This window comes from Marinobacter similis (genome assembly GCF_000830985.1).
GTDB classification, from domain to species: domain Bacteria; phylum Pseudomonadota; class Gammaproteobacteria; order Pseudomonadales; family Oleiphilaceae; genus Marinobacter; species Marinobacter similis.
Genome location: NZ_CP007151.1, coordinates 3,844,791 through 3,867,987 on the forward strand (window position 1 = coordinate 3,844,791; position 23,197 = coordinate 3,867,987).

Here is a 23,197-nt window from a genome sequence, read left to right on the forward strand (position 1 = left end):
ATCTGAACCCCGTAAACTCATCTAAAAATAGGAAGATCTCCCGTGCGAACCCGAACCCTGGTCGTAAGTCTTGTTCTTTTTTGTCTGGTTGTCTTTGCTGGTGCTTTTGTTATTTACGATCGCTCTCAGGGCACTAATGAACCCACCGTTGTTGAAAAAACGCCGCTGGTGCGAGATTACTCTCCCGTTATCGGCCCTGAGGACGCACAGGTAACCATTGTCGAGTTCTTCGACCCATCCTGCGAAGGCTGTCGCGCCATGTACCCTTATGTGAAACAGATTATGGCGGCCTACCCAGACAAAGTGCGCTTGGTATTGCGCTACGTGCTATTTCACAAAGGCTCGGAAGAGGCCGTCAGAATTCTGGAAACCGCCCGCGAACAGGGAATCTACGAGCCGGTGCTTGACGCTGTCATGCAAGCCCAGCCCCAGTGGAATGACGATCCGGATGTCACCGCAGCATGGGATGCGGCGGAATCAGCCGGGCTGGATGTAGAAGCCGCTCGGGCCGGTATGACCTCGCCTGAAATAAACGGCATTATTCAACAGGATGCTGCAGACGTTAAAGCGGTTAAAATTTCCGGAACTCCAACATTCTACGTCAACGGAGACTCCTTGAGCCGGCTGGGGCCTCAGGAACTGTACGACCTGGTGACATCCAAGGTAGAGTCACTGGAATAACAACAAAACCGGCAACGCTATGTCACTGCTTGACTACCTTCTACCCTACGATTTCTCACCGCTGACCGTGCTGAGCTACATGCTCGTGATGGGGTTCTATGGCATCGGTCTGCTTCGGATGCCGGATCAGGATCGGCCTGGCGCGCTGCGGATTTTTGCTTTCACCCTGGGGGTGCTGATCTGTTATGCGGTGATGCAGACCCGCTTCGATTACTACGCGCAATACATGTTCTTCGTCCATCGGGGCCAGCATCTGATCCTTCATCACATCGGGCCTATCCTGATCGCGCTTTCCAATCCCTTGCCGGTCATGCGGTTCTGGTTTGAAAAAATCAGCGGGCTGGAAGCGCACGCTCCGGCCTCTGGGTTGGTTCTATCAGGTTCTGCAACAGCCCTTCATCGCCCTTTTCCTGTTTGTGGGGCTCATTTATTTCTGGCTGTGGCCATCGATCCATTTCGACGCCATGCTCAGCCGGGATCTGTACTGGGTCATGAACTGGAGCATGTTGCTGGATGGTCTGCTGTTCTGGTGGTTGATCTTTGACCCAAGACCGCCGGCAATCACCTCATCACTGGGGTATGGCAGACGCATGTTGGTTCTAGCTGCCGCAGGTGTGCTTCAGATGTTTCTTGGGGCGTGGATCGTGTTTTCACGTGACATGGTCTATGACGTTTACGAAGTCTGTGGCAGAGCCTGGCCGCTGGACCCGGAAGTCGACCAGCTTCTGGGCGGCATGCTGACCTATATCCCTCCGGCCATGATGAGCATCCTTGGCATTCTTCTGATGCTCCGACGAGCCATGCATCAGGACGGAAAATATACCAACCAATCCAAACAACTTGAGGAAACAGCGTCATGAGAACTCGCTTCTGGCGACAGCGCACCAAAATCATACCTGCGACCTTAACGCTGATAGCATCCCTATTACTGACTGGTTGTCTTGGCAATGACGCGGAAGACTGGAACGGTAAAAACATCAGTGGCCTGATGCCTGAGCTGGAATTCGACCTGATCAATAGCCAGGGCGAGTCGGTGTCTGGCGATGATTACAGTGGCCGCGTGAGAATGCTGTTTTTCGGGTTCACCTCGTGCCCCGATGTTTGCCCGACCGCCCTGCAAAAACTCAGTCAAGCAACCAGTGGCCTGGACCCCGAGCTTCAGGATGAAGTGCTCACTTTGTTCGTGAGTGTCGATCCGAAACGTGACACGCCGGAGCGCCTCGCAAAATACGTGGATTTCTTCGGCGACAATATTATAGGACTCACTGGAAAAGAGCCCCAGCTTCGTGAACTGGCAAAACGATATAGAACAACCTTCGGTTATGACGAACCTGACCCCGATGGAAATTATGCGGTGTCACACAGCAGCGCAATCTATGTATTTGATCGCGAAGGTAACCCCCGCCTTTTAATGCGGCCCGATTTGAGTAGGGAAGAAATTCGGCATGACCTCGTTGCTCTAATTCAGGAGGATTCCTGAGTCAACGAAGCTTGCCATTGGAAAGAATGCCTAGCTTCTGCGGAATACGGCAGCAGCACTTGACTCAAGATGTGATCGCCAGACGCTTACCAAATACATTGCTTTGCTGAATGTTGAAAAAATGTGACGCACGCTTAGTGGCAGCCGATATTTCGGCTGCCTGGTTTATTACCCTTAACTAACCTATTTTCAACTTACCGTTCTTTAAGCCCCGCTGAATTGTTGGCATGCTGATAGGACTGCTATTCATTTCTTTGGACGATTCGTTCGGATAAAACTCTTCAACCACCTGGCCCATCTCATCCTCATCATACTTAAACAGCGCATTCCCAAATCCCCTGGCAGCCGCTGCACCTAGGGCAGCCTGATCAACGCCCTCCTCCTTCACCTTGACGGCATTGGCCGTGGAGCCTTTCAGCGCCACTGCGAGAGTGTTGCTGCACACCACGCGAATACTGATGAACTGAGCTGTCGTAGCCAAGGTGCCATCGCAGGCAGTCGCCAGAAGGACGTGGGCATTGGTTTGATCGTTGCCCTTGAGCATGCCCGATTGGTCGGTACGCATATTGCCCACATCCTACGGCCACCTTTCAGTACACCGGCTGTTTCCTGCTCAAAGCCAGACACCTCGGTCAAATCCCGAAAGAAATCTAGAATCCCCTCGGGCTGAACCACCTTGAAGCGACTACCGACGACCGACAGCTGAGCCTTGGTATCCGAACGGCAAAGCACTTTGGAATCCGGGTGAGACAGGATTTCACCCAGGCTGCCCCCGGAACTAGTGCCGCGGACCGGGCTTTCCTGAATTTGCCAGTCTAAGCCCGCTTGTTTTGCCCATACCTCCATGTGGTGATTGGAAGTCAGTTCATTCCCCAGACCATGCCAGGGGCATGGCCAACGGAGAGGATTTGCTCGATGAGATGAGCCATGGTTGTTCTCCTTTGGATTTGCGAGGGGAATTAATGAGGATCGTTGCGAGAATCGGGATCGGTACTGAAGTAATAGCCGCAATCGAGGCAGCGGAGGCGCCAGTAGCTCCACCCAACAGCGCATCAATGACAGCGCCGCCAATACCGCCGACGGTCGCACTCACGGGACCAGAAACGATCCCAAGCGCGGCACCCGCTTGGGTACCGGCAGACGCGCCGACCACACCAGCGGTTTTCTTGCCGTAGTTGTTCTTGCCGAACCGCCAGGACAGGCAGTTGGGACATTGTTCAGACATTGGAAATTACCTCTGTGAATTGGGAGGGAAGGCACTTTCAGTGCCCTGGTTCACAGAGGTGATATAGGTTTAAGATTTTTTTGATTGCCCTGATCCAGTGCTTGACGTATGAGCAGCTCAAGGGTTTTATGATCACCTTTGGTATTTAATCCGGGTCGACCAATGCTCTTCCGAAACGTCACCACCGCATTGCTAAGTATTCTGCTTTTGCTCGGCACCGTACCATCGGGTCTAGCTGGGGTAGCAATGGGTGCCACTGATGCGATTGGCAGTGAGACTCATTGCCGTGGAATGGGTCAAGGTTATTCGGCTGATATGGAATCTGGCACCGCCAAGGTACCGACGAACTGCAGTGATCCTGAGAAGATGAACTGTTTGCGGATCGCAGCGCAATGCCCCTTATTACCGCTATATGCGCTAACAGGCGCAAGCTCCATTCCAAGTATTCGGCCCACCACAGGTTTTGATGCCGCACCGATCAGTGCGGAATATCAGAGTCCTATCGAAGACGTTCTCACGCCCCCACCTGATTCTCGCTCCTGAACCACTGTTCCGCCGAGTCCGGGCTCCAAAGCTCGGCACAAGAATATCCGCTCGAACACAAAAGCAGTTCTGGCAATGGCTACACGGGTCCGGATCTGCGCGTAAGGAGAATGACGATGAAAACCACTACGTTCAAAATGATCGGTGCAGGTGCTGTTCTTACCGCCGCCATCGCTAGCGTTTCCGCTTTTGCCCACAAACCTGAACAGCAAGGTATGGGCATGATGGGCGAACACATGGAGACCATGGGCGGCATGATGGGAATGATGTCCGGCATGTCCGCCGAGGATCGTTCCAAAATGCAGGCGGCGTGCATGAAGATGATGCAGAGCCACAACAAAGCGTCGCCATCAAGCAATCAGGACGAATCCAGCCAATAACTAATCAAGAGCACATGGCTGGTGACGCGCCAAAATCTGCGACACCAGCCTCACTCAAATCATTTGACAGGAACACTCTATGAGAACCTCTATCGCTGCCGGCTCAATCGCTCTTGCTTTGAGCACTTTTTCTATGGGATTCCAACTTCACGCCGCCGAACCCACTCTAGAAAACGGCGTATCGGGTAAAACCGATCATGCAATTACCGTTTACAAGAGCCCCAATTGTTCATGTTGTGCCGACTGGGCAGAGCACCTTGAGAACAATGGATTCGAAGTGAACATTGAGAACACGAGCAACATCAACGAAATCAAAACCCAACATCAGATTCCACGAGACATGGCTTCTTGTCATACCGGCATTATCGACGGCGTGGTGATCGAGGGTCATGTTCCAGCGGACGACATCAAGGCCTACCTGAAATCACGTTCTCAACCATTCGGCGACAAGACACTCGGCCTCGCTGTCCCTGGCATGCCACATGGCACACCAGGCATGGAAACCGGCAGGCAGGATAACTATGACGTGATGGCATTTACCGCCGACGGCAAGGCTCAAAGCGTCAAACGATACGAGTTCTGATATGCCGGACCTCGCAACCTGGGGCACTCTGGCCGCCTTTCTCGGCGGCCTTGTGTCCTTCTTCTCCCCTTGTACCCTTCCGCTCGTACCGGGTTATCTATCCGTTGTGACCGGCGGCGCGGTAAGCGAAGCCTCAAATAGGTTGAAGGCTTTTTGGTTGAGCCTTTGTTTTGTGATGGGGTTCAGTTTGGTTTTTGTCGCGCTCGGTGCGAGCGCCAGCCTCCTGGGCCAATGGCTGATGGCCTACCGTCAGGAAGCCAATCTGGTGGCAGGCGCACTGATTATGCTGATGGGGCTATTCATGCTGGGTTGGTGGAGCATGCCCGCACTGCAACGCGACTGGCGCCTGGGGCAGACACTGGAAGGTGGGAGCCAACGGCGGCCTTTTTGCTGGGTGTGGCCTTTGCCGTCGGATGGACGCCCTGTATTGGTCCCATACTTGGGGCCATTCTGGCTCTGAGCTCTACGCATGCCAACGCCGAAACGGGAATGCTGTATCTGGCAATATATTCGTTGGGACTGGCGTTGCCTTTTCTTGGGAGCGCCCTGTTCATTGAGCATTTTCGCAAGCGCATGCGCGGCCTGAGCCGCTGGAGCAGGTTTCTGAGAGCGCTGGCTGGCTTGGTGTTGATTGTCATGGGCGTGATGGTGTTGACCGGTCAAATGACTCGGCTTGCCACATGGATGCTATCCACATTTCCAGTTTTGGGAGAGCTCGGCTAATGTTTTTCAGGAAGTGAGAATGCCTTGGTCTTCGAGTCGCAATAACGGTCTGCCTCAAGCCTCTGTGGTTTCGATGATCCCGGTGTGCAATGACGCAATTAGAGGACAATGAACGTCCCCTTTTTGCCTATGGCATCGGGCGACCATGTCGCTCAGAACATTCTCAATCCTCTCAAGCTTTTTGATCTTTCCACGCACGGACTCCAGTTTGTGCTCGGCCAGGATACTGGCTTCCTGGCAGTGGGCGCCATCTTCCAGCCGAAGCAGGTCGATAATCTCGTCGAGACTGAAGCCTAAGTTCTGCGCCGATTTCACGAACGTCAATCGATCAATATCGGCAGAACCATAGCGTCTAATTCCGCCGGGAGGGCGCTGGGGCTCCGATAACAGACCCCGCCGTTGGTAATAGCGAATGGTCTCGACATGGACACCGGTTGCCTTGGCCAGCCCCCCGATAGTCAGTGGATTTACTTTATTCACCATGCGGGCTTACTCCGTAGTTGACTACGGCATTAGTTTACTTCATCAACTAAGGTCACTAATAGAGAATTTGCCCATGCAAATCATGGACTACCTTACCTTATCCTGCACAGCAGGATAGTTGTTTGACATCCTTGGTAAAGGTTTGAGCGCACAGCTTCAAACCTTCTACCATCGTCAGGTACGGGAACAGCTCATCGGCAATCTCGTTGACGGTCATGCGCGCACGTAGCGCCATCACCGCAGTCTGGATCAGTTCGCCGGCCTCACCCGCCACGGATTGCACACCCAGTAACCGCCCGCTTTCACGTTCCGCGACCAGTTTGATGAAGCCGCCGGTATCAAAATTGACCAGGGCCCGTGGCACGTTGTCGAGGGTCAGGGTGCGGCTGTCAGTGACGAAGCCTCTTACCTCGGCGTCGGCTTCAGACAAACCGACGGTCGCAATCTGCGGATCGGTAAAGACCACTTCGGGCATGGCGCTGAGATCGAGCCGCGCATCACCACCGGTCATATTGACTGCTGCCCGACTGCCACCGGCAGCGGCGACAAAAACGAACTGCGGCTGGTCGGTGCAGTCCCCAGCAGCATAGATGTCGGGCACCGTGTACGCATACCGTTATCGACTAAAATCGCCCCGCGGGCAGCCTCGACGCCGATAGCCTCCAGGTTCAGTCTGTCTGTGTTCGGTGTGCGTCCCACGGCCACCAGCAGCCGATCGGCCCGCAGCTCCCCCGCGTTCGTGGCGAGAACGAACTCCTCATTGGTATAGCTGATCTGGCTCGCCTGCGTGTTATTCAGAACCTTGATACCCTCGGCCTGGAACGCGGTTTCAATGGCCTCGCCAACCGCCGGGTCTTCACGGGAAAACAGCCGGCTACGCGCCAGGATGGTCACCTCACTGCCCAGCCGGGCAAACGCCTGTGCCAGCTCCACTGCCACGACGGACGCCCCGATGACAGTCAGCCGATCTGGAATGGTGTCGCTGGCCAGTGCCGTGGTGGACGTCCAGTACGGCGTATCGGACAACCCCGGAACCGGAGGAATGGCTGGCCGCGCACCGGTACCGATGAACGCTTTGTCAAAGCATACTTCGCTTTCCGTGCCGTCAGCTCCCGTCACTGTCAGCGTATTGGAATCGGTAAAACGGGCCTCACCCTGCAGGACAGTGATCGCCGGATTGTCTTCGAGAATCCCCTCATATTTCGCAAGACGAAGTTCATCGACCCGGGCCTGTTGCTGGGACAGCAACCGGGGCCGATCAATCGAAGGCTCGACCGCCCCAATGCCCTCGTCGAACGGACTGGTGCGGCGCAGATGGGCTACGTGAGCGGCGCGGATCATGATCTTAGATGGCACGCAGCCGATATTGACGCAGGTGCCACCAAGAGTGCCACGCTCGATCAACGTTACCCGGGCTCCGCGTTCCGCCGACTTCAAAGCGGCGGCCATGGCACTGCCGCCACTGCCAATCACAGCAATGTGCAGATCGTTATCACTCATAAACACCACTCCTGAACGAATGTGCTATTGCAACAAAGTCTTGGTTTTTGATGGCTACTCCTGTTTTTCCAGGGTCTGTTTGAGCGTGGATGGATAGCCCGCGTTGGTGGTGGCCTGAGTTAATGCTTCAACGGAGGTTTTCTCATCGTCGAAAATAACCGTCGCATCACGCTCCTCATAGCGGACCTGGACAGAACTCACCCCATCAACCCTCTTGAGAGCGGCTTTGACGGTGATCGGGCAAGCCGAACAAGTCATTCCGGGAACCGACAAGGTCACCGTCTTTTGCGCCGCCAAGGCAGGCAGGCTGAACAGCGTGAACAGTACGGCAGTGATCAGGGACTTTTTCATGGTGCATTGCCTCTCAGTAAAATAGCGGTAAGACAAAAGGGAATGCCAACGCGGTCAGTATGAGCAGCGCGACGATCCAGAAGGTGATCTTGTAAGCGGTGCGCACTTGCGGTACTGCGCAGACCTCGCCCGGATCGCAATCCTGTGCCGGCCGGTATATCCGACGCCAGGCAAAGACCATCGCCACCAGAGCAGCACCAATGAACCACGGCCGGTAGGGCTCCAGAGCAGCAAGATTGCCGATCCAGGCACCGGAAACACCCAGGGTAATCAGAACAAGGGGGCCAAGACAGCAGGCCGATGCGAGCACTGCTGCGACCCCGCCTGCGATTAACGACCCCCGACCGGATTTGAACTCTGATTTCAACTCTGACATTACGACGGTTCCCTTCATAACTTTGCCGGCTATCTTCAAAATACTTCCGTAGTCGGCTACGGAGTCAAGCCCTACACTCCTATAGAAAGTTCAGCGCTCTTGACCCCGTACCGTGGTACGGGCACTAAACTTATATCTCGAATCTATTGGGTGGGAGTTCTGCCATGACAGAAATGACCATTGGCAAAGTGGCTGACGTGGTGGGCGTTGGTGTCGAGACGATTCGTTTTTGCGAACGCCCCCCGCGTCGATGCCGGTGATATGCGGCAACGGGCGCTGGCAAAGCTGAACGATGTTGACCAGAAGATTGGCCAGTTACGACAAATCCGACAGGGGCTTGAGGCACTTGTGGACCGTTGCCCCGGACAGGGTGCGGGCTATTCCACAAACCTCATGAACAAGACCGAGTAATTCCTTAACGCCGTTTCTTGGTACGGAGTCTACCGTCGAAACGCAGCTTCATCTCACCAGAGGGACGCGTCATGTCAAAGCAATATTTCTTGGTTTTAGCAGCCCTAATCTTCAGCGTTTCGGCGATAGCAGCCGACAAACACTACGTATTGGGCGTGGACGGCCTGGCCTGCCCCTTCTGTGCCTATGGCATCGAAAAACGTCTGAATAAAGTGGATGGCGTCACCGATGTGCAGGTCGATGTGGGTGAGAGTCTGGTGCGTGTCACCCTTGAAGAGGGCAAGACGCTCTCAGAGGAGCGGGCGCGTCAGGCCGTTGATGAGGCCGGTTTCACGCTGCGCTCATACTCAGAGGCCGAAGGTGAGACAGGAGGCAGCAATGCGAAATAACAACCCGCCAGTCGGCTTGCCCCTGCTGGTCGGTGCCCTGGTACTGACCGGTGTGCCTTCGGCACAAGCAGCACCCAACACCTTCAACACGGCTCTGCCCGTGCCGCAGGGTGAAACCATCTGGCGGGAGCAACTGGTCTTGCGGGAACGTTCCGACGGTGGCCCCATGGATCGTAAGGTCTCGGTCCAGGCTCTGGGCAGCGTACTCGGTTATGGCATTACCCCGAAGCTCGCGGTGTTCGGCGTTGTCCCTTACTTTTTCAACAAGGCACTGGACGTCACCACGCCCATGGGCCGGATTGAGCGGGATACCGGCGGCATCGGCGACGCCTCCCTGTTCGGGCGTTACACAGTTTACCAGGACGACTTCACCGGCGGCACCTTCCGGGTCGCGCCGATTTTCGGGCTCACTGCACCAACCGGGGACAGTGACGACCGCGATCGTTTTGGCGAACTGCCACGCCCATTGCAGGTTGGTGACGGAGCCTGGGATGGGTTTGGCGGTGTGGTAGCCACCTATCAGACGCTGCAGTACCAAATGGACGCGCAGTTCCTTTACCGCGAAAATGGGCGCCACGACGGCTTCGCTCACGGCGACGAGACCCGCCTTGACGCCTCACTGCAATACCGGGTGTGGCCGCTCAGCCTTGAAGCGTCTCCGGCACACCGGGCTTTACCTACGCCCTGCTCGAATCCAGTTTTGTTCACCACGAGCGCAACGAGATTGGCAGGGTTACGGATGCCAATTCCGGTGGTACTCAGTGGCTGCTGGCGCCAGGCGTGCAATACATCACACGACGCTGGGTCGTCGAGGGCACAGTACAACTGCCCGTCGCCGAAGATCCCAATGGCGACGCCATTCAGGACGATTACATTGTACGCGTTGGCTTTCGCCGCAACTTCTAGGGACAGAGGGCAGCATGAAAAAAATCGCCAAGTGGTCAGGCTTTAGTATGTTGGGCCTTCTGATTGCGATCACGTTAATCGGTTGCGCAGGCGGCGCCATCAACTGGAACCAGGAACCGCCCTACTCACTGGAACAGACCTGGGGTGAAAAAGGCAGTGCCCCGGGGCAATTTAATGACCCCACCGGGATTGCGGTCACAGACAACGAAGTGTTCGTCTCCGATGCCCGCAACGGACGTATCCAGGTTTTCGATCACCAGGGGCAGTTCAAGCGTGAATTCGGTAAACCCGGCGATGGGATCGGTGAACTCGGGCGCCCCATGAACCTAACCATTCACAACGACAAACTCTACGTGCCAGAGTATATGAACGACCGGATTCAGCTGTTCAGCCTGGCTGGCGAGCCGCTGAAAGTCATTGGCGGTCCGGGCAAGGGCCCCGGCCAGTTTAGTGCGCCGGGCGGTGTTGCCGTAGCGGACAACGGTGATCTGTTCGTGGCGGACTTTTATAACCATCGTGTACAGCATTTGCGGGCGGATGGCTCTTTCGTACAACAGTGGGGAACAACCGGTGTGACAGGCAGGGGTGCCAGGGAGTTTACTTATCCTACCGATGTGGCGCTCGGAGAGGATTCGGCCCTCTACGTAGCAGACGGTTACGGTAATCGAGTTCAGGTCTTCAATACCAGGGGCGACTTTCTGCGCAAGTGGGGAGGCCCCTTCGCCATCGGCCTTTACGGGCCGTTCAAAGGCTGGTTCACAACCACAACGTCCATCGCCCTAGGGCCCAACGGTGAGGTCTTCGTGGTCGACTTCTACAATGACCGGATCCAAAAATTCACGGCTCGGGGCGACTATCTCACCGCATTCGGAACGCCACCTGAGAACCCCGGCCACACGGCGATGGCGGTTGCCGTTGGCATGATGGAGCAGTGTGGAGCGTGAATTTTGCCGACAACCGGGTTGAGAAATGGGAAGCTATTAACCCATAAAGCTTTCCATATCCCGAATTCAACCCGGTTTTTTTATGCCCTGACTAAACTCCGGGCTTACCGATTTCGCAGGTATTTGGTCAGCGCCAGGATACCTAGCACCAGCAGTGTGATCAGTAGTAGCGGCATAATCATCATGGGCAGCATCATCCAGCCCATGCCGGACATCATGGAGTTGCAGGCTTCCCAGAACCCACTCTCGGGGGCTGCTAGCGCAACTCCGGGTAACAAAATCAGCGTCGATAGAACTGCCAATAATAGTTTCATGGTTAATCTCCTTTTAGTTTGATACGCCGGTGATTTGCAGGGCTTCGTAGCGAGCCCTGGCACTGAACAGGTCGCGAATAACGGCTGCCCGACGGAGCTTTACGCCAGTGAGCTGTCTTGCGCTGTTGATGGCGTTTTCCAGTCTGCCAGTACCACTGGCCAGCTCGTTCAGGCTGGCTTCCCAATGGGCGCGCTGGTTGGGAAGATGTCGCTCATCGAGGATTTCAAGGCGACTGTAGCCAGCTTCTAGTGCCGTTTTTACATCTCCAATTGACGCCAGCAAATCGCGGTGGGTTTGAGTGCTTTGCGACTGTCGCTGGGATAACTCGGCGCTCGCCCTGCGAACGGCACTGCTCTGTCGCTGTCCACTAAACGGGATCTGAATCCCCACGCCTACCGTCCAGCGCTTTTTTTCGTCAGCCAACAAGCTGTTGTAGCCCGCATTGGCCGTAAACACGGGCCTTCGGTTGGCTTCTGCGACGTCAAGTCGGGCCCGGGCCTCCGCGGTTCGCGCCTCGGCGGCCTGAACCAGCGGGTGCTCGGCTTCGGTCAGGATATCTGCTGCCATTGGCAAACGAGGAGGCAGGGATACGATCAGTTCAGAAGGTTGCGGACGGCGCCCCAATAATGGGATCAAACTGGCAGAGAGCTTGACTTGATCCGCCCGCAGCGCAACCAATTGCGCGTCCAGCGTGTCCAGTTCCGTCTCTACCCTCAGCAACCCACTCTGTGTGGCCTCGCCGTATTCCAGTCTTTGTCGGGTTATGTCGGCTAGCTGTTCCACCAGTGCACGAGTCTCGTCGTGCAACTCAATGGCCCGATGCGAATACCACAAACGTGCATAGGCCTCCTTGACCGAGGCCGTCAGTTTTCTGGTCTGCCAGAGGGTGTCCTGGGTTGCGGCACGCACACCAGCCTCCTCGGCTCCGCGGGACGCGGATAACTCGTCCGGCCAGGGCAGCTTCTGACTGACCTCAAACCGGTGACCGACAATATTCGGGCCTTCAAACGTCTCTGGAGCGATACGGTATTGGAAGACAGGGTCCGCCCACGCATCTGAGCCTTCTACTTCGGCCTTTGCCGCCTCAATGGCCGATCGCTGGGCACTCAGCGTGGCGTTGCTCTCCAGTGCCTCCGCAACCCATTGGTCCACCGTTTCCAGCGATTCAGCCAGTGCCGGGGCAGGCAGGGAGACGAATGCCGCCAGAACGGCGTAAATTCCACTGCGTCGAATCATCGGAACGTTCCTTTTTTGGCGATTTTTTTCAGCCGGGCGCGCTGCCAGAGATAGAAAATCACCGGAATCAGCAGCAAGGTCAGGATCAGCGTGGTGACCATGCCACCGATCATCGGGCCGGCGATGCGTTGCATCACTTCCGAGCCGGTGCCACTGCCCAGCATGATGGGCACCAGGCCAGCTACAATGGCCGCGAAGGTCATCATGATCGGACGCACCCGTTGCGCAGCCCCTTGGCTGATGGCCTGGCGCAGGGCATCCGCCGACAGTTTCCCGGGCTGATGATCAACGCTCTCCAAAGCGTTGTGCAGGGACTGATTCAGGTACACCAGCATCAGTACCCCGATCTCCACCGCCACCCCGGCCAGGGCAATAAAACCGACGGCCACAGCCACGGACAGGTTGTAACCCAGCAGATACATCAGCCAGATTCCGCCGATCATGCCGAATGGCAGGGTGCCGAGGATAATGCCCACCTCTGTCAGGTTGCGAAAATTCAGGTACAACAGGATGATGATGATCGCCAGGGTCAGCGGGACCACCAGCGTCAGGCGTTCCTTGGCACGCTGCATGTACTCATATTGGCCGGACCAGGCCAGAGAATAGCCGGCGGGCAGATCGATCTGTTTCTGCACCACGGACTGCGCCTCCCTTACCCAACTGCCCAGATCCCGGCCCTCGATATCCACCAGAGTCCAGCCATTGATACGGGCGTTTTCCGACTTGATCATGGGCGGCCCCTTGTCGATCCGGATATCCGCGACATCCGCCAGCGCGATACGCTGGCCATTGGGTGTCACCATCGGCAGCAGGCGCATCTGCTCCACCGAATCCCGGTAACCCTGGGGATAGCGCAGATTGATGGGATAGCGCTCCAGACCCTCCACCGTGCTGGCCACGTTCATGCCGCCAATCGCGGTACGTACGACCGATTGAATGTCTGCGATATTCAGCCCGAAACGAGCGGCAGCCTCGCGCTTTATATCCACCTTGATATAACGTCCTCCGGCCACCCGCTCTGAAAACGCTGAGGCTGTGCCGGGTATGTCAGTCAGCACCCGTTCCAGTTCCTCCCCTATACCCTGGATCACTGCCAAGTCAGGGCCGGCCACCTTGATGCCCACCGGGGTCTTGATGCCGGTGGAGAGCATGTCGATGCGGGTTTTGATCGGCATGACCCAGGCGTTAGTAAGGCCCGGAAGTCTGACCGTCCTGTCCAGTTCCCGGCGCAGAGATTCCGGCGTCACGCCGGGTCGCCACTGGTCCCGTGGTTTGAACTGGATAAAGGTCTCAATCATGGTCAGCGGGGCAGGATCGGTGGCCGTATCGGCGCGGCCGATTTTGCCGAACACGGTCTCCACTTCCGGAATACTGGCAATCAGCTTGTCGGTCTGTTGCAGAATCTGCCGGGCCTTGCCAATGGAGATACCAGGATAGGTGGTGGGCATGTACATCAGATCCCCCTCGTCCAGAGGCGGCATGAATTCACTGCCCAGCTTGTTGGCCGGCCAGAAGCCGATGATCAGCACCACCAGGCCTCCGGCAAGCATCAATGCCGGCCGTCGCAAAGCCCAGCCGATAATCGGTCGGTACAGGGCGATCAGCAGTCGGTTGATGGGGTTGCGATGTTCTGGCAATACCTTGCCACGGATGAAATAGCCCATCAGTACCGGCACCAGGGTAATGGCCAGACCTGCAGCGGCCGCCATGGCGTAGGTTTTGGTGAACGCCAGGGGCGCGAAGAGCTTGCCCTCCTGAGCCTCCAGGGTGAAGACTGGCAGAAAGCTCACGGTGATGATCATCAGTGAGAAAAACAGCGCCGGCCCCACCTCACCCGCGGCCCGCGACATCACGGCCCATCGGTTTTGCGGTGTCAGTGGGGTTCGCTCCATGTGTTTGTGGACGTTCTCCACCATCACAATGGCACCGTCCACCATGGCGCCGATGGCAATGGCGATACCCCCGAGGGACATGATGTTGGCGTTGATGCCCTGGGCGTGCATCACCACGAACGCAGCGAGGATACCCACCGGCAGGCTGACAATGACCACCAGAGAGGAGCGAAGGTGAAACAGGAATACCGCGCAGATCAGGATGACCACCAGGAATTCCTGCAGCAGCTTCCCATACAGGTTGTCCACAGCGTTGTTGATCAGCGTGGAGCGATCATAGGTAGGCACGACTTCTACCCCATCGGGGAGGCTGGCCTTGATATCCTCAAGCCGTTGTTTAACCCCCTCAATGGTTGCCAGTGCGTTTTCGCCGAAGCGCATTACCACAATGCCACCGGCCACCTCGCCTTCGCCATTCAGTTCGGCGATACCCCGACGTATCTGGGGCCCTAACTGGATATCTGCCACATCCTTCAGCAACAAGGGCTTGCCATTATCGCTAACACCTAGCGGTACCTGGCGCAGGTCATCTTCGTTCTGCAGATAGCCGGTAACCCTAACCATGTATTCCGCCTCGGCCATCTCCACCACGGAGGCGCCGGTTTCCTGGTTGGCGCTGTTGATGGCGGCATGAATGCGCTGCAGCGTGATGTTGTGGGCTCTTAGTCGGTCCGGATTCACCACCACCTGGTATTGCTTGACCATGCCGCCAACGCTGGCCACCTCGGACACACCGGGCACGGTCTGCAATTCAAACTTCAGGAACCAGTCCTGAATAGCCCGCAGTTCCGAAAGATCATGCTGACCGGTGCGATCCACCAGGGCGTAGGAGTATACCCAGCCAACGCCGGTCGCATCCGGCCCCAGCTCTGGTTTGGCGGCATCGGGCAATTCCCCGGCCACCTGGCTCAGGTATTCGAGTACCCGGGAGCGGGCCCAGTACAGATCGGTATCGTCATCGAAGATGACGTAAACAAAGGAATCGCCAAAGAAGGAATAGCCCCGAACTGTCTTGGCGCCCGGCACTGACAGCATGGCGGTGGTCAGGGGATAGGTCACCTGGTCTTCCACCACCTGGGGTGCCTGGCCCGGGTAGGGAGTTTTGACGATCACCTGTACATCCGATAGATCCGGGATGGCGTCAATGGGTGTTTCTTTGACGGAATAGAACCCCCACCCCGTCAGGATGAGGGTGGCAAGCAACACAAAAAAACGGTTATGGAGTGACCACTGGATAATGGCGTTAATCATGAGCTGAATCCGGTTTGGTGATGGCCGGGGGCGACTACAATGGCCGCCCCCGGGCTATCGCTACTGTTTACTGATCGAAGTCACTTGCTGGCCCTTGCCAGCGGGCGTCAGGGTGAAGGCCACGGCGTCGTCCTTGCTCAGGCCGTTCAGGTCCACCTCGGGAGCCACGGAAAAGCCCATGGTCATGCTCGGCCAGTTCAGCTCAGGAATGGGCTCATGCTTCAGTGTTACTTTGCGTTTTTCGGTGCTGATCGCGGTGATCACACCCCGGCTCTGGACCGGGCCAGCGGACTCTTTGGTGTCCATGCCGGACATCGAGCCCATGTTGTTATCGGCCGCGGCCAGAGCAGGCCCCAGAGATAATCCGAACACAACAGCCGTCATCAGGGTTTTCAGTTTCATGGTTTTCTCCAGTGGTTATTGCGCGTCTTGCGCAGGTTCGATGCGTTCCACCAGATAGCCTTCCGGCGTCTCGCGGAATCCAAAGTTGACAGTCTGATCGGTGGCCAATGCACCCGTTTCGACGGATTCGGCAAGATCAAACGCCATCGTCATGGCCGGCCAGCCAAGGTCGGCTATCGGGCCGTGATCCAGCGTGACTGAAGCATTCTCGGTATCCAGCTCTGTAATCCGGCCAGTGGCTTCAAACAGCTCGGGCGCAGAGTTGTCCGTATCGGTCATGCCGGTAGTGTTCTGCTCCTCGGGTTCCAGTCGCAGCATGGCGGCCTCAAGGCTGGTTTCCGAATCAATTAGGAACTGGGCGGACACCACCACCTGCTGCCCTTCCGTTAGCCCCTCGAGAATGACGACCCTGTCGCCTGCTTCCTGGCCGGTCTTGACGGGCACCGGACGAAAATACCCATCATCTTCTGCCAGCAGCACGTGCTGACTGTCGCTTCGCTGGATCAGCGCCGGGCGTGGGATAGTGAGCAGGTCGTCGCCAATAGGAGCATCCATGGTGAGATTCACGAACATATTGGGGCGCAGCCGGCCATCGGGATTGGGGACGCGCAACCGAGCCCGCAGAGTCCGCGTTTTCGCATCCAGCTCCGGATAGACGTAGTCGATGGTGGCTTCCCAACGGGTGCCCGGCATGGAGGGTGTGGCGAATTCAACGGCCTGGCCGGTCCTGACCAGCCCGGACTGACGTTCGAAAAACTCGGCGATCACCCACACCGTATCGCGGCTGCCAATGGCCATGATTTCGGTATCCGGGCGCACGTACATACCCGCACGGGCGGGCAAGGCGGCCACATAGCCAGAACCGGGGGCAAACACGGTGATGCGTTCACGCACTTTTCCGGTTTTTTTCAAGTTGGCAATCTGGCTATCCGTCATGCCCAGGGCGCGCAGTTTTCCGCCGGCGGCCGTCGCCTCTGACCCTCGCCTAAGGCGCTCAGACATCAGGAATTCCTGCTGGGCGTTCACCAGCTCCGGTGAATAGATCTCGTACAGCGGCTCACCACGGTTGACCGCTTCCCCCAGTGAGCGCACGTGCAGCACCTCAACCCAGCCGGCAATGCGGCTGTGAACATGGATCAGTTGGTCTTCATCGTCGGTGACGTAGCCCACGGTTCGGACTGGAACAGAAATCGCACCCCGGGACACCGCTTGGGTTTTAACGCCCAGATTGGCCCTGACGGCGGCGCTTATTGTCACCCCACCGTCGTCCCGTCCGCTGTTTTCCTCGGCGTATACCGGCACCAGGTCCATTCCCATGGGAGACTTGCCGGGCTTGTCACGGCGGTAGTTGGCATCCATAGGTGCAACCCAGTACAAGGGCTTACTATCAGATGATTCCTCAGCAGGGTTGCCAGAACCGGCTGACTCGGACATCGGCATGGTTTGTTGACTGGACAGCCAGCCAAGACCAAAGGCGACAGCGATCACTGTCACGATCAGGGCAATGCGCATTGGTATTTCCTCGTTTAAAGCTTTTGAACGCTCGCTCGTGCCCTGGGGGCAGGGTTAACGTGCAAATTAAAGACTCAGTTCAGGCTTTTGAGGAATTGGGGGTGGTGTGAGGGTATCGAGGATGATGCTGAGATAGCGATCGCGGGAATAAAGGGAGTTGGTGTCAGAAAATGACGATGTTGGCATTACGACATTGCGAAGAAACACCGCAGATAGGCCCGCAATACAGCTGCCAACATTTGCGGCAAGAGTACAGTCCGCTGATGTCATGTCATTGCAGATTACAGATCGTCGCCCAGACGCATCGTTGTCTCCTGCGTCTATACCGCAGTCACCCATATTCATCACATGCGTGCCCTGAGGAAGCGTTTGGTCCGATTCGACATGGGTCAATCCAAGAGCAAATAAAGGCTGAATCACCAATGCCAACAACAACAGGCGAACAACAGCTTTATGGATCACGACATGTGGCAATTCAAGCGACTCATTTGCTAAAGGTTACGAGTTTCGTTGGAAACAGTAAGGCGTGTCTATCACACGGGTCAAGCACTTTATCTTCTTTCTCTGCTACGGGAGTGCTTGGCACTCCATCAAACCGGATCTATTGATCCTAGTACGCTGTCGGGACCTCCAAACCCAACCCTCACCCTACCAAGATAGCCTATAAACCGTTCATTAACCTGTCACCTTAAAACTGAAAAATAAATTTTTTATTTAGAACAATATTTATTCTAATTTTCAGGGTCATTTCAGGAAATGATGATTAAATAAAATGGACAACCAAAAAGGAGATTACGGTTATGAAGAATACACTTTTATTTATTGTAACAATTACTCTTTCAACATATACATTTGCTGGAAACATGTCATCAGATGAGGAGATGAAAACCCCACACGATCAGTCTAAAGATAAGCGCTCCTTCGAAAACATTCTCAACAATGACGAAATGAAACGTTTACACAAGCAGATGACCCGCTATGGCATGTCCGAACCCGGATTCGAGGCACGCCTGGAGATGACCACCACCGACAAAGGCCGGGCGTACCATAGGGCACTGGAAGAAGCAGAGAAAAATACCGCAAGGTGATCCCTGCGGCCAAGTTAACTCATGGAGACATGAGTAATTAAACCAGACGAACCTGAAATCAGGCTGAAATTTTCAACTGATTTCATGGTTAAAAGGGGAATATTATGAAAAAAGTAATGGTGATCGCAGCAATCTCAGCTTTGTTTTCAACTATGGCCTCAGCCAATTCAGGTTTAGCGGACCGTATTAACGAGGCTCGCACTTACCCCAACAAAACTGTTGAATATAAAAAGATTGAAACTTGCATGGAGCACATGAAGAAAAACGAAAAGGTAAGCTAGGTTAGATCGCAGAGCAACGAAAATCATGCAAGCGACATGAGCCATAAATACTCATAAACTGCATTGCATGATTTAGTTGCAACAAAAAACCGACCCCCGCTCAAATGGCGGTGGTCGGTTATCGCTCGTTATCCGAACATTAAAGTGTCACCGTTTTGGCGCCAACCGAATTACCCTTAACCGCAATGCGTTCACGATTACACTAACCGACGACAGCGACATGGCAGCCGCTGCGAAAATCGGGGAAAGCAGTACGCCAAAAAACGGATAAAGAACACCTGCTGCTATCGGAACACCAGCGGAGTTGTACACGAAAGCAAAAAAGAGATTCTGCCGTATATTGCGCATGGTCGCCAGCGACAACCGGCGCGCTTCGACGATACCCATCAGGTCGCCACGCAGCAGGGTAATCCCCGCGCTTTCGATGGCCACATCGGTGCCCGTACCCATGGCCACACCGACATCCGCGGTTGCCAATGCAGGCGCATCATTTACGCCATCTCCCGCCATCACCACAACACGGCCTTCGTCTTTCAGGCGCTGAACAATCTTGCCCTTGTCTTCCGGCAAGACTTCCGCCTCCACTTCATCAATATGGAGCTTGCGGGCAACTGCCTCGGCCGAGGTGCGGTTATCGCCAGTCAGCATCACCACCCGAATTCCGTCTTTCTGCAGGGCCGAAATGGCGGCCTCGGTGGTTTCCTTCACCGGATCGGAAATCGCCAGCAAGCCCGCGACATTCCCATCGACGGCGACAAAAATCACGGTGGCGCCATCTTTACGGAGCTGGTCGGCTTCCCTATCAAATCGCGTCGTGTCGACATTCTCTGACTCCATGAGAAGGCGGTTGCCAAGTAGCACCCGATTGCCGTCGATTCGACCGGTAACCCCTTTGCCATTCGGAGAGTCAAAGCCTTCCGCATCCGGAAGCTTCAGGTCCATCCCCTTGGCTTTATCGAGAATGGCGTGAGCCAGTGGATGCTCACTACCTTTCTCCAGACCGCCGGCAAGGCGCATCAAATTACTGTCAGAGAAACCGTTTGCCGCGACGATTCGGGTGACTTGCGGCTTGCCCTCTGTCAACGTGCCGGTTTTATCCACCACCACGGTGTCCACCTTCTCCATACGTTCCAGGGCTTCCGCATCGCGAATGAGTACGCCACTTTGGGCACCGCGTCCGACACCCACCATGATGGACATGGGTGTTGCCAAGCCGAGTGCGCAAGGGCAGGCAATGATCAGAACACTGACCGCCGCAATCAGCCCGAATGCCATGGGCGGTGCGGGGCCAAAGAATGACCAGACGATGAAGGCGACAATGGCAATCAAAATCACCGCCGGTACAAACCAGCCTGCGACCTTGTCGGCCAGCCCCTGGATCGGTGCGCGGCTGCGCTGGGCGCTGGCCACCATCTGAACAATTTGGGACAGCATCGTGTCGCGGCCAACCTTGTCGGCGCGCATGATGAAGCTGCCCTGCTGGTTAATGCTGCCGCCGATCACCTGGTCGCCGGACTTCTTGCTGACCGCCAGGGGCTCACCGGTCACCATGGACTCATCCACGTTGGAGCTGCCTTCCAGTACCTCGCCGTCCAGCGGCACCTTGTCGCCGGGACGCACCCGCAACCGGTCTCCCACCTTGACCTGATCCAACGACACATCAGACTCACCGCCATCATCGTCCAGTTTTCTGGCCGTCGCCGGTGCCAGATCCAGCAACGCCTTGATCGCGCCGGAGGTTTTCTCCCGGGCCCGCAATTCCAGCACCTGCCCAAGTAACACCAGCACCACGATGACCGCAGCCGCCTCGAAGTAAACGGCGACCGAACCGTCTTCCTGCCGAAAGGCGTCGGGGAAAATCTGGGGCGCCAATGTCGCCACCAGGCTGTAGATCAGCGCCACGCCAGTACCAATGGCAATCAGCGTAAACATGTTCAGATTCCGGCTGACCACGGATTTCCAACCCCGTACGAAGAAGGGCCAACCGCACCAGAGCACCACGGGCGTTGCCAGCACCAGCTGAATCCAGTTGGACATTTGTGGAGCAACGATCTGGTCAAGGCCGGTGAGATGTCCGCCCATTTCCAGCACCAATACCGGCAGGGCCAGCACCAGGCCAATCCAGAAGCGGCGGGTCATGTCTTTGAGCTCCGCCGAAGGCTCGTCATCCAGACTTACCTGCTCGGGCTCCAGGGCCATACCGCAGATCGGGCAATCCCCGGGGCCCTGCTGCCGGATTTCCGGATGCATCGGACAGGTGTACATGGTGCCCGGAGCCACGGGTTCTTCCGGCTTCTGTTCTCCACTGAGGTAGTGTTCCGGATCCTCATCAAACTTTGACTGGCAGCGTGAGGAGCAGAAGTACCAGGTTTTGCCACCGTGTTCGCTGCGATGCTCTGCCGAGTGGGGATCCACCGACATGCCGCAAACCGGATCCTTGACGGCGTGCGCGCCGGCATCTTTGTGATCATGGCTGTGGTTGTGGTTGTGACTGTCGTGATGGTGGACATGTTGATGCTCAGCCATTCTGGTCTCCCTTTTGGTCTGCCGGCCAATCCGCGAACGCGATGAAATAGAGTAGAACAAGGTTGACGATAGGGATGAGTATCAACACGCCCAACCACCCCGGGTAGCCTGTTCGCTGGCAGATACGCCAAGCCGGAATCACCACCACAATGGCGATCACCAGCATCCACAACCAGTGCCCGGCCCACATGGTGTTTCCAAACATGTCATTGTTCATCATGGTAGTGCTCTCCCTGTCGAATTCTGGTTATTAGTGATGATGAGCATGAGATTCCTCCTGCCCTGGCTGCCCAGCTTTGGCGGTCCTCTTGAGGAAGACCTGTTCAGCCACCGCAATCACAGCCATGGTGACAACCGCTACGCCGATCACAAACGGGTCAGTATTCAGTTTGACCCAAACGAAGCCACCAAGAGCGAGCAAATCCAGAACAATAGCCATCGCAGGCACCCACACATTGGCCTTCACATCCTCCCGCAAATAGCGCAGAACGCCCCAATGGATAGCAATGTCCATGATCAGGTAAAAAATGATGCCCAGCGCTGCAATTCGGGACAGGTCGAAGAAGGCCGTGAGGATAAGCCCAAGCACCACGGTATAAACCAGGGTGTGCTTCTGGATGCTACCCGGCATGCCGAAATGCCTGTGGGGAACCAGCTTCATTTCAGTCAGCATGGCCAACATGCGCGAGACGGCGAAAATACTGGCCAGAATGCCTCCGGCGGTGGCCATCATCGCAATGGCAACGGTAAACCAGACGCCATACTCGCCCAATGCGGGGCGCGCAGCGGCCGCCAGGGAGTAGTCCTGCGTCTTGATGATTTCCGCCAGGGACAGATTGCTGGCAACGGAGAAACCGACCAGGGTGTAGATCACCACACAGGCGGCGATAGAAATAATGATAGCTCGCCCCACATTCCGCTTGGGGTCTATGACTTCTGAGCCGCTATTGGTGATGGTCGTAAAACCTTTGAAGGCCAGAATGCCAAGGGCCGTGGCGCCCAGGAAGTTGCCCACGGTTCCAGCCTTACCAGTGTTCGAGAAATCCACTGACAGGCTGTCGGCAATCCAGACACCCACCAGCCCGAAAATCAGTATGCCGCCAATCTTCAGAATGCCTATGAAAGACGCCACCCCTTGAATCATCCGATTACCTAAGAGATTAATCAGAAACGCGACCAGAATCAGTGAGACGCCAAGAATGGGTACCATACGGCCACTGTCATCGCCCCCGAACAACTGCATGGTGTAGGAACCGAAGGTGCGCGCAAGAAAGCTTTGGGCGATCACCATCGAAAAATACATCAGCAAGGCGTTAAACGCCGTTGGCAGACGATTTCCATAAGCCTTGTGAAGGTACATGCCAATACCCCCGGCTGAGGGATAGGCATTGGAGATTTTGATGTACGAATAAGCGCTGAAACCGACGATCAGGCGGCAGCGAGAAACGCCAATGGGAAAAGAGCGCCGGTCATCTGCGCCATCTGCCCGGTCAATGCGAAGATACCGGCCCCAATCATGACTCCGGTACCCAGCATAACGGTTCCCGGGAGTGTGAGACTGCCTTCCTGATAGCGAGTGGTCCTGTCTTGCTCCCTGCTCATTCGCCCTCCTGATACTCTTACTCAAGAACCCGAAATGCCGCCGACATCTGACTGAGCATTTCAGGTATTTATCCCATATCAAATCCTATAAAAAAGGGCCAGGGGAAGAACCTGGCC

At 56.0% G+C, this 23,197-nt stretch carries 21 protein-coding genes and 5 pseudogenes; 12 read left to right on the top strand and 14 right to left on the bottom strand.

What is annotated here, in order from left to right; genetic code table 11:
- The first annotated feature begins 42 nt into the window (after nucleotides 1-42).
- From AU14_RS17745 to AU14_RS17755, 3 genes and pseudogenes are all read left to right on the top strand, one after another.
- Entirely contained in the window at nucleotides 43-681 is a 639-nt protein-coding gene (locus AU14_RS17745; protein WP_041343119.1) for a DsbA family protein, read from the top strand.
- Between the two features lie 19 nt (nucleotides 682-700).
- Nucleotides 701-1,541 (top strand): annotated as a pseudogene (locus AU14_RS17750) (cytochrome c oxidase assembly protein).
- On the top strand, nucleotides 1,538-2,161 hold the full coding sequence (locus tag AU14_RS17755; RefSeq protein WP_052472118.1) for an SCO family protein: 624 nt from the start codon (nucleotides 1,538-1,540) through the stop codon (nucleotides 2,159-2,161). Before AU14_RS17750 ends, AU14_RS17755 begins: the two are co-directional and overlap by 4 nt.
- 385 nt (nucleotides 2,162-2,546) lie before the next feature.
- On the opposite strand, the pseudogene AU14_RS17760 reads toward AU14_RS17755, so the two are convergent.
- Nucleotides 2,547-3,090: pseudogene (locus AU14_RS17760) on the bottom strand (DUF932 domain-containing protein); the annotation flags it as partial.
- 955 nt (nucleotides 3,091-4,045) lie between these two features.
- Here AU14_RS17760 and AU14_RS17770 point away from each other — a divergent pair.
- The 3 genes and pseudogenes from AU14_RS17770 to AU14_RS17780 all read left to right on the top strand — a co-directional run bounded on the left by AU14_RS17770 (nucleotide 4,046) and on the right by AU14_RS17780 (nucleotide 5,615).
- A complete protein-coding gene (locus AU14_RS17770; protein ID WP_004578691.1) occupies nucleotides 4,046-4,309 on the top strand; it encodes a hypothetical protein in 264 nt (87 codons plus the stop codon).
- A 79-nt stretch (nucleotides 4,310-4,388) separates the two neighbouring features.
- Nucleotides 4,389-4,892: a DUF411 domain-containing protein gene (locus AU14_RS17775; RefSeq protein WP_041343122.1), complete on the top strand. Its 504-nt coding sequence runs from the start codon at nucleotides 4,389-4,391 to the stop codon at nucleotides 4,890-4,892.
- Nucleotide 4,893: 1 nt separating this feature from the next.
- Nucleotides 4,894-5,615, top strand: a pseudogene (locus tag AU14_RS17780) (cytochrome c biogenesis CcdA family protein).
- Nucleotides 5,616-5,669: 54 nt separating this feature from the next.
- Here AU14_RS17780 and merR read toward each other — a convergent pair.
- The 4 genes and pseudogenes from merR to merT all read right to left on the bottom strand — a co-directional run bounded on the left by merR (nucleotide 5,670) and on the right by merT (nucleotide 8,325).
- Complete coding sequence (merR, locus tag AU14_RS17785; RefSeq protein ID WP_041343125.1) at nucleotides 5,670-6,098, bottom strand: Hg(II)-responsive transcriptional regulator; 429 nt, start codon at nucleotides 6,096-6,098, stop codon at nucleotides 5,670-5,672.
- A 97-nt stretch (nucleotides 6,099-6,195) separates the two neighbouring features.
- Nucleotides 6,196-7,598: pseudogene (merA, locus tag AU14_RS17790) on the bottom strand (mercury(II) reductase).
- Between the two features lie 54 nt (nucleotides 7,599-7,652).
- Nucleotides 7,653-7,949 carry a mercury resistance system periplasmic binding protein MerP gene (gene merP / locus AU14_RS17795; RefSeq protein WP_041343129.1) on the bottom strand — a complete coding sequence of 99 codons (297 nt, stop codon included), beginning with the start codon at nucleotides 7,947-7,949 and terminating at the stop codon, nucleotides 7,653-7,655.
- Nucleotides 7,950-7,962: 13 nt separating this feature from the next.
- Nucleotides 7,963-8,325, bottom strand: a complete 363-nt coding sequence (gene merT, locus AU14_RS17800; RefSeq protein WP_041344101.1) for a mercuric ion transporter MerT — start codon at nucleotides 8,323-8,325, stop codon at nucleotides 7,963-7,965.
- Between the two features lie 210 nt (nucleotides 8,326-8,535).
- On the opposite strand from merT, the gene AU14_RS17805 reads away from it, so the two are divergent.
- From AU14_RS17805 to AU14_RS17820, 4 genes are all read left to right on the top strand, one after another.
- Nucleotides 8,536-8,736, top strand: coding sequence for a MerR family transcriptional regulator (locus AU14_RS17805; protein WP_148312782.1), 201 nt, complete (start codon nucleotides 8,536-8,538; stop codon nucleotides 8,734-8,736).
- Between the two features lie 71 nt (nucleotides 8,737-8,807).
- Nucleotides 8,808-9,125: a heavy-metal-associated domain-containing protein gene (locus tag AU14_RS17810; RefSeq protein ID WP_041343136.1), complete on the top strand. Its 318-nt coding sequence runs from the start codon at nucleotides 8,808-8,810 to the stop codon at nucleotides 9,123-9,125.
- On the top strand, nucleotides 9,115-10,077 hold the full coding sequence (locus AU14_RS17815) for a transporter (protein WP_236744205.1): 963 nt from the start codon (nucleotides 9,115-9,117) through the stop codon (nucleotides 10,075-10,077). The genes AU14_RS17810 and AU14_RS17815 overlap by 11 nt, the downstream gene beginning before the upstream one ends.
- 1 nt (nucleotide 10,078) lies before the next feature.
- Nucleotides 10,079-10,975 (top strand): NHL repeat-containing protein, encoded by an 897-nt coding sequence (locus AU14_RS17820; protein WP_236744206.1) that lies wholly within the window; start codon nucleotides 10,079-10,081, stop codon nucleotides 10,973-10,975.
- 104 nt (nucleotides 10,976-11,079) lie between these two features.
- Here AU14_RS17820 and AU14_RS17825 read toward each other — a convergent pair whose 3' ends face one another.
- The 6 genes from AU14_RS17825 to AU14_RS19435 form a co-directional block, all read right to left on the bottom strand.
- The gene (locus AU14_RS17825) at nucleotides 11,080-11,289 is read right to left on the bottom strand and encodes a hypothetical protein (RefSeq protein ID WP_041343139.1); all 210 of its coding nucleotides are present in this window, start codon (nucleotides 11,287-11,289) and stop codon (nucleotides 11,080-11,082) included.
- A 13-nt stretch (nucleotides 11,290-11,302) separates the two neighbouring features.
- Nucleotides 11,303-12,526 (bottom strand): TolC family protein, encoded by a 1,224-nt coding sequence (locus tag AU14_RS17830; protein ID WP_041343142.1) that lies wholly within the window; start codon nucleotides 12,524-12,526, stop codon nucleotides 11,303-11,305.
- Nucleotides 12,523-15,669 (bottom strand): efflux RND transporter permease subunit, encoded by a 3,147-nt coding sequence (locus AU14_RS17835; RefSeq protein WP_041343144.1) that lies wholly within the window; start codon nucleotides 15,667-15,669, stop codon nucleotides 12,523-12,525. Before AU14_RS17835 ends, AU14_RS17830 begins: the two co-directional genes overlap by 4 nt.
- Before the next feature lie 60 nt (nucleotides 15,670-15,729).
- Entirely contained in the window at nucleotides 15,730-16,071 is a 342-nt protein-coding gene (locus tag AU14_RS17840; protein ID WP_052472119.1) for a copper-binding protein, read from the bottom strand.
- Between the two features lie 15 nt (nucleotides 16,072-16,086).
- A complete protein-coding gene (locus AU14_RS17845) occupies nucleotides 16,087-17,583 on the bottom strand; it encodes an efflux RND transporter periplasmic adaptor subunit (protein ID WP_041343147.1) in 1,497 nt (498 codons plus the stop codon).
- A gap of 66 nt (nucleotides 17,584-17,649) precedes the next feature.
- A complete protein-coding gene (locus AU14_RS19435; protein WP_148312783.1) occupies nucleotides 17,650-18,057 on the bottom strand; it encodes a hypothetical protein in 408 nt (135 codons plus the stop codon).
- A gap of 326 nt (nucleotides 18,058-18,383) precedes the next feature.
- Between AU14_RS19435 and AU14_RS17850 the strand changes: the two genes are divergently transcribed.
- Nucleotides 18,384-18,671: a hypothetical protein gene (locus AU14_RS17850; protein ID WP_041343150.1), complete on the top strand. Its 288-nt coding sequence runs from the start codon at nucleotides 18,384-18,386 to the stop codon at nucleotides 18,669-18,671.
- A 104-nt stretch (nucleotides 18,672-18,775) separates the two neighbouring features.
- Nucleotides 18,776-18,952: a hypothetical protein gene (locus AU14_RS19585; RefSeq protein ID WP_162484124.1), complete on the top strand. Its 177-nt coding sequence runs from the start codon at nucleotides 18,776-18,778 to the stop codon at nucleotides 18,950-18,952.
- A gap of 147 nt (nucleotides 18,953-19,099) precedes the next feature.
- Here the strand turns inward: AU14_RS19585 and AU14_RS17855 are convergent, their stop codons facing one another.
- The 3 genes and pseudogenes from AU14_RS17855 to AU14_RS17865 all read right to left on the bottom strand — a co-directional run bounded on the left by AU14_RS17855 (nucleotide 19,100) and on the right by AU14_RS17865 (nucleotide 23,080).
- Complete coding sequence (locus tag AU14_RS17855; RefSeq protein WP_041343151.1) at nucleotides 19,100-21,478, bottom strand: heavy metal translocating P-type ATPase; 2,379 nt, start codon at nucleotides 21,476-21,478, stop codon at nucleotides 19,100-19,102.
- Complete coding sequence (locus AU14_RS17860) at nucleotides 21,471-21,698, bottom strand: membrane protein (RefSeq protein ID WP_041343154.1); 228 nt, start codon at nucleotides 21,696-21,698, stop codon at nucleotides 21,471-21,473. Before AU14_RS17860 ends, AU14_RS17855 begins: the two co-directional genes overlap by 8 nt.
- Before the next feature lie 30 nt (nucleotides 21,699-21,728).
- A pseudogene (locus AU14_RS17865) lies at nucleotides 21,729-23,080 on the bottom strand (APC family permease).
- Between the last annotated feature and the right edge of the window lie 117 nt (nucleotides 23,081-23,197).

Coding starts and splice junctions, on each gene's coding strand:
- AU14_RS17840 (WP_052472119.1), bottom strand. CDS start 16,071: ATGAAACTGAAAACCCTGATGACGGCTGTTGTGTTCGGATTATCTCTG.
- AU14_RS17830 (WP_041343142.1), bottom strand. CDS start 12,526: ATGATTCGACGCAGTGGAATTTACGCCGTTCTGGCGGCATTCGTCTCC.
- AU14_RS17825 (WP_041343139.1), bottom strand. CDS start 11,289: ATGAAACTATTATTGGCAGTTCTATCGACGCTGATTTTGTTACCCGGA.
- merP (WP_041343129.1), bottom strand. CDS start 7,949: ATGAAAAAGTCCCTGATCACTGCCGTACTGTTCACGCTGTTCAGCCTG.
- AU14_RS17755 (WP_052472118.1), top strand. CDS start 1,538: ATGAGAACTCGCTTCTGGCGACAGCGCACCAAAATCATACCTGCGACC.
- AU14_RS17850 (WP_041343150.1), top strand. CDS start 18,384: ATGAAGAATACACTTTTATTTATTGTAACAATTACTCTTTCAACATAT.
- AU14_RS17815 (WP_236744205.1), top strand. CDS start 9,115: ATGCGAAATAACAACCCGCCAGTCGGCTTGCCCCTGCTGGTCGGTGCC.
- AU14_RS17820 (WP_236744206.1), top strand. CDS start 10,079: ATGTTGGGCCTTCTGATTGCGATCACGTTAATCGGTTGCGCAGGCGGC.
- AU14_RS19585 (WP_162484124.1), top strand. CDS start 18,776: ATGAAAAAAGTAATGGTGATCGCAGCAATCTCAGCTTTGTTTTCAACT.
- AU14_RS17835 (WP_041343144.1), bottom strand. CDS start 15,669: ATGATTAACGCCATTATCCAGTGGTCACTCCATAACCGTTTTTTTGTG.
- merR (WP_041343125.1), bottom strand. CDS start 6,098: ATGGTGAATAAAGTAAATCCACTGACTATCGGGGGGCTGGCCAAGGCA.
- merT (WP_041344101.1), bottom strand. CDS start 8,325: ATGTCAGAGTTGAAATCAGAGTTCAAATCCGGTCGGGGGTCGTTAATC.
- AU14_RS17775 (WP_041343122.1), top strand. CDS start 4,389: ATGAGAACCTCTATCGCTGCCGGCTCAATCGCTCTTGCTTTGAGCACT.
- AU14_RS17810 (WP_041343136.1), top strand. CDS start 8,808: ATGTCAAAGCAATATTTCTTGGTTTTAGCAGCCCTAATCTTCAGCGTT.
- AU14_RS17845 (WP_041343147.1), bottom strand. CDS start 17,583: ATGCGCATTGCCCTGATCGTGACAGTGATCGCTGTCGCCTTTGGTCTT.
- AU14_RS17855 (WP_041343151.1), bottom strand. CDS start 21,478: ATGGCTGAGCATCAACATGTCCACCATCACGACAGTCACAACCACAAC.
- AU14_RS17860 (WP_041343154.1), bottom strand. CDS start 21,698: ATGATGAACAATGACATGTTTGGAAACACCATGTGGGCCGGGCACTGG.
- AU14_RS17770 (WP_004578691.1), top strand. CDS start 4,046: ATGAAAACCACTACGTTCAAAATGATCGGTGCAGGTGCTGTTCTTACC.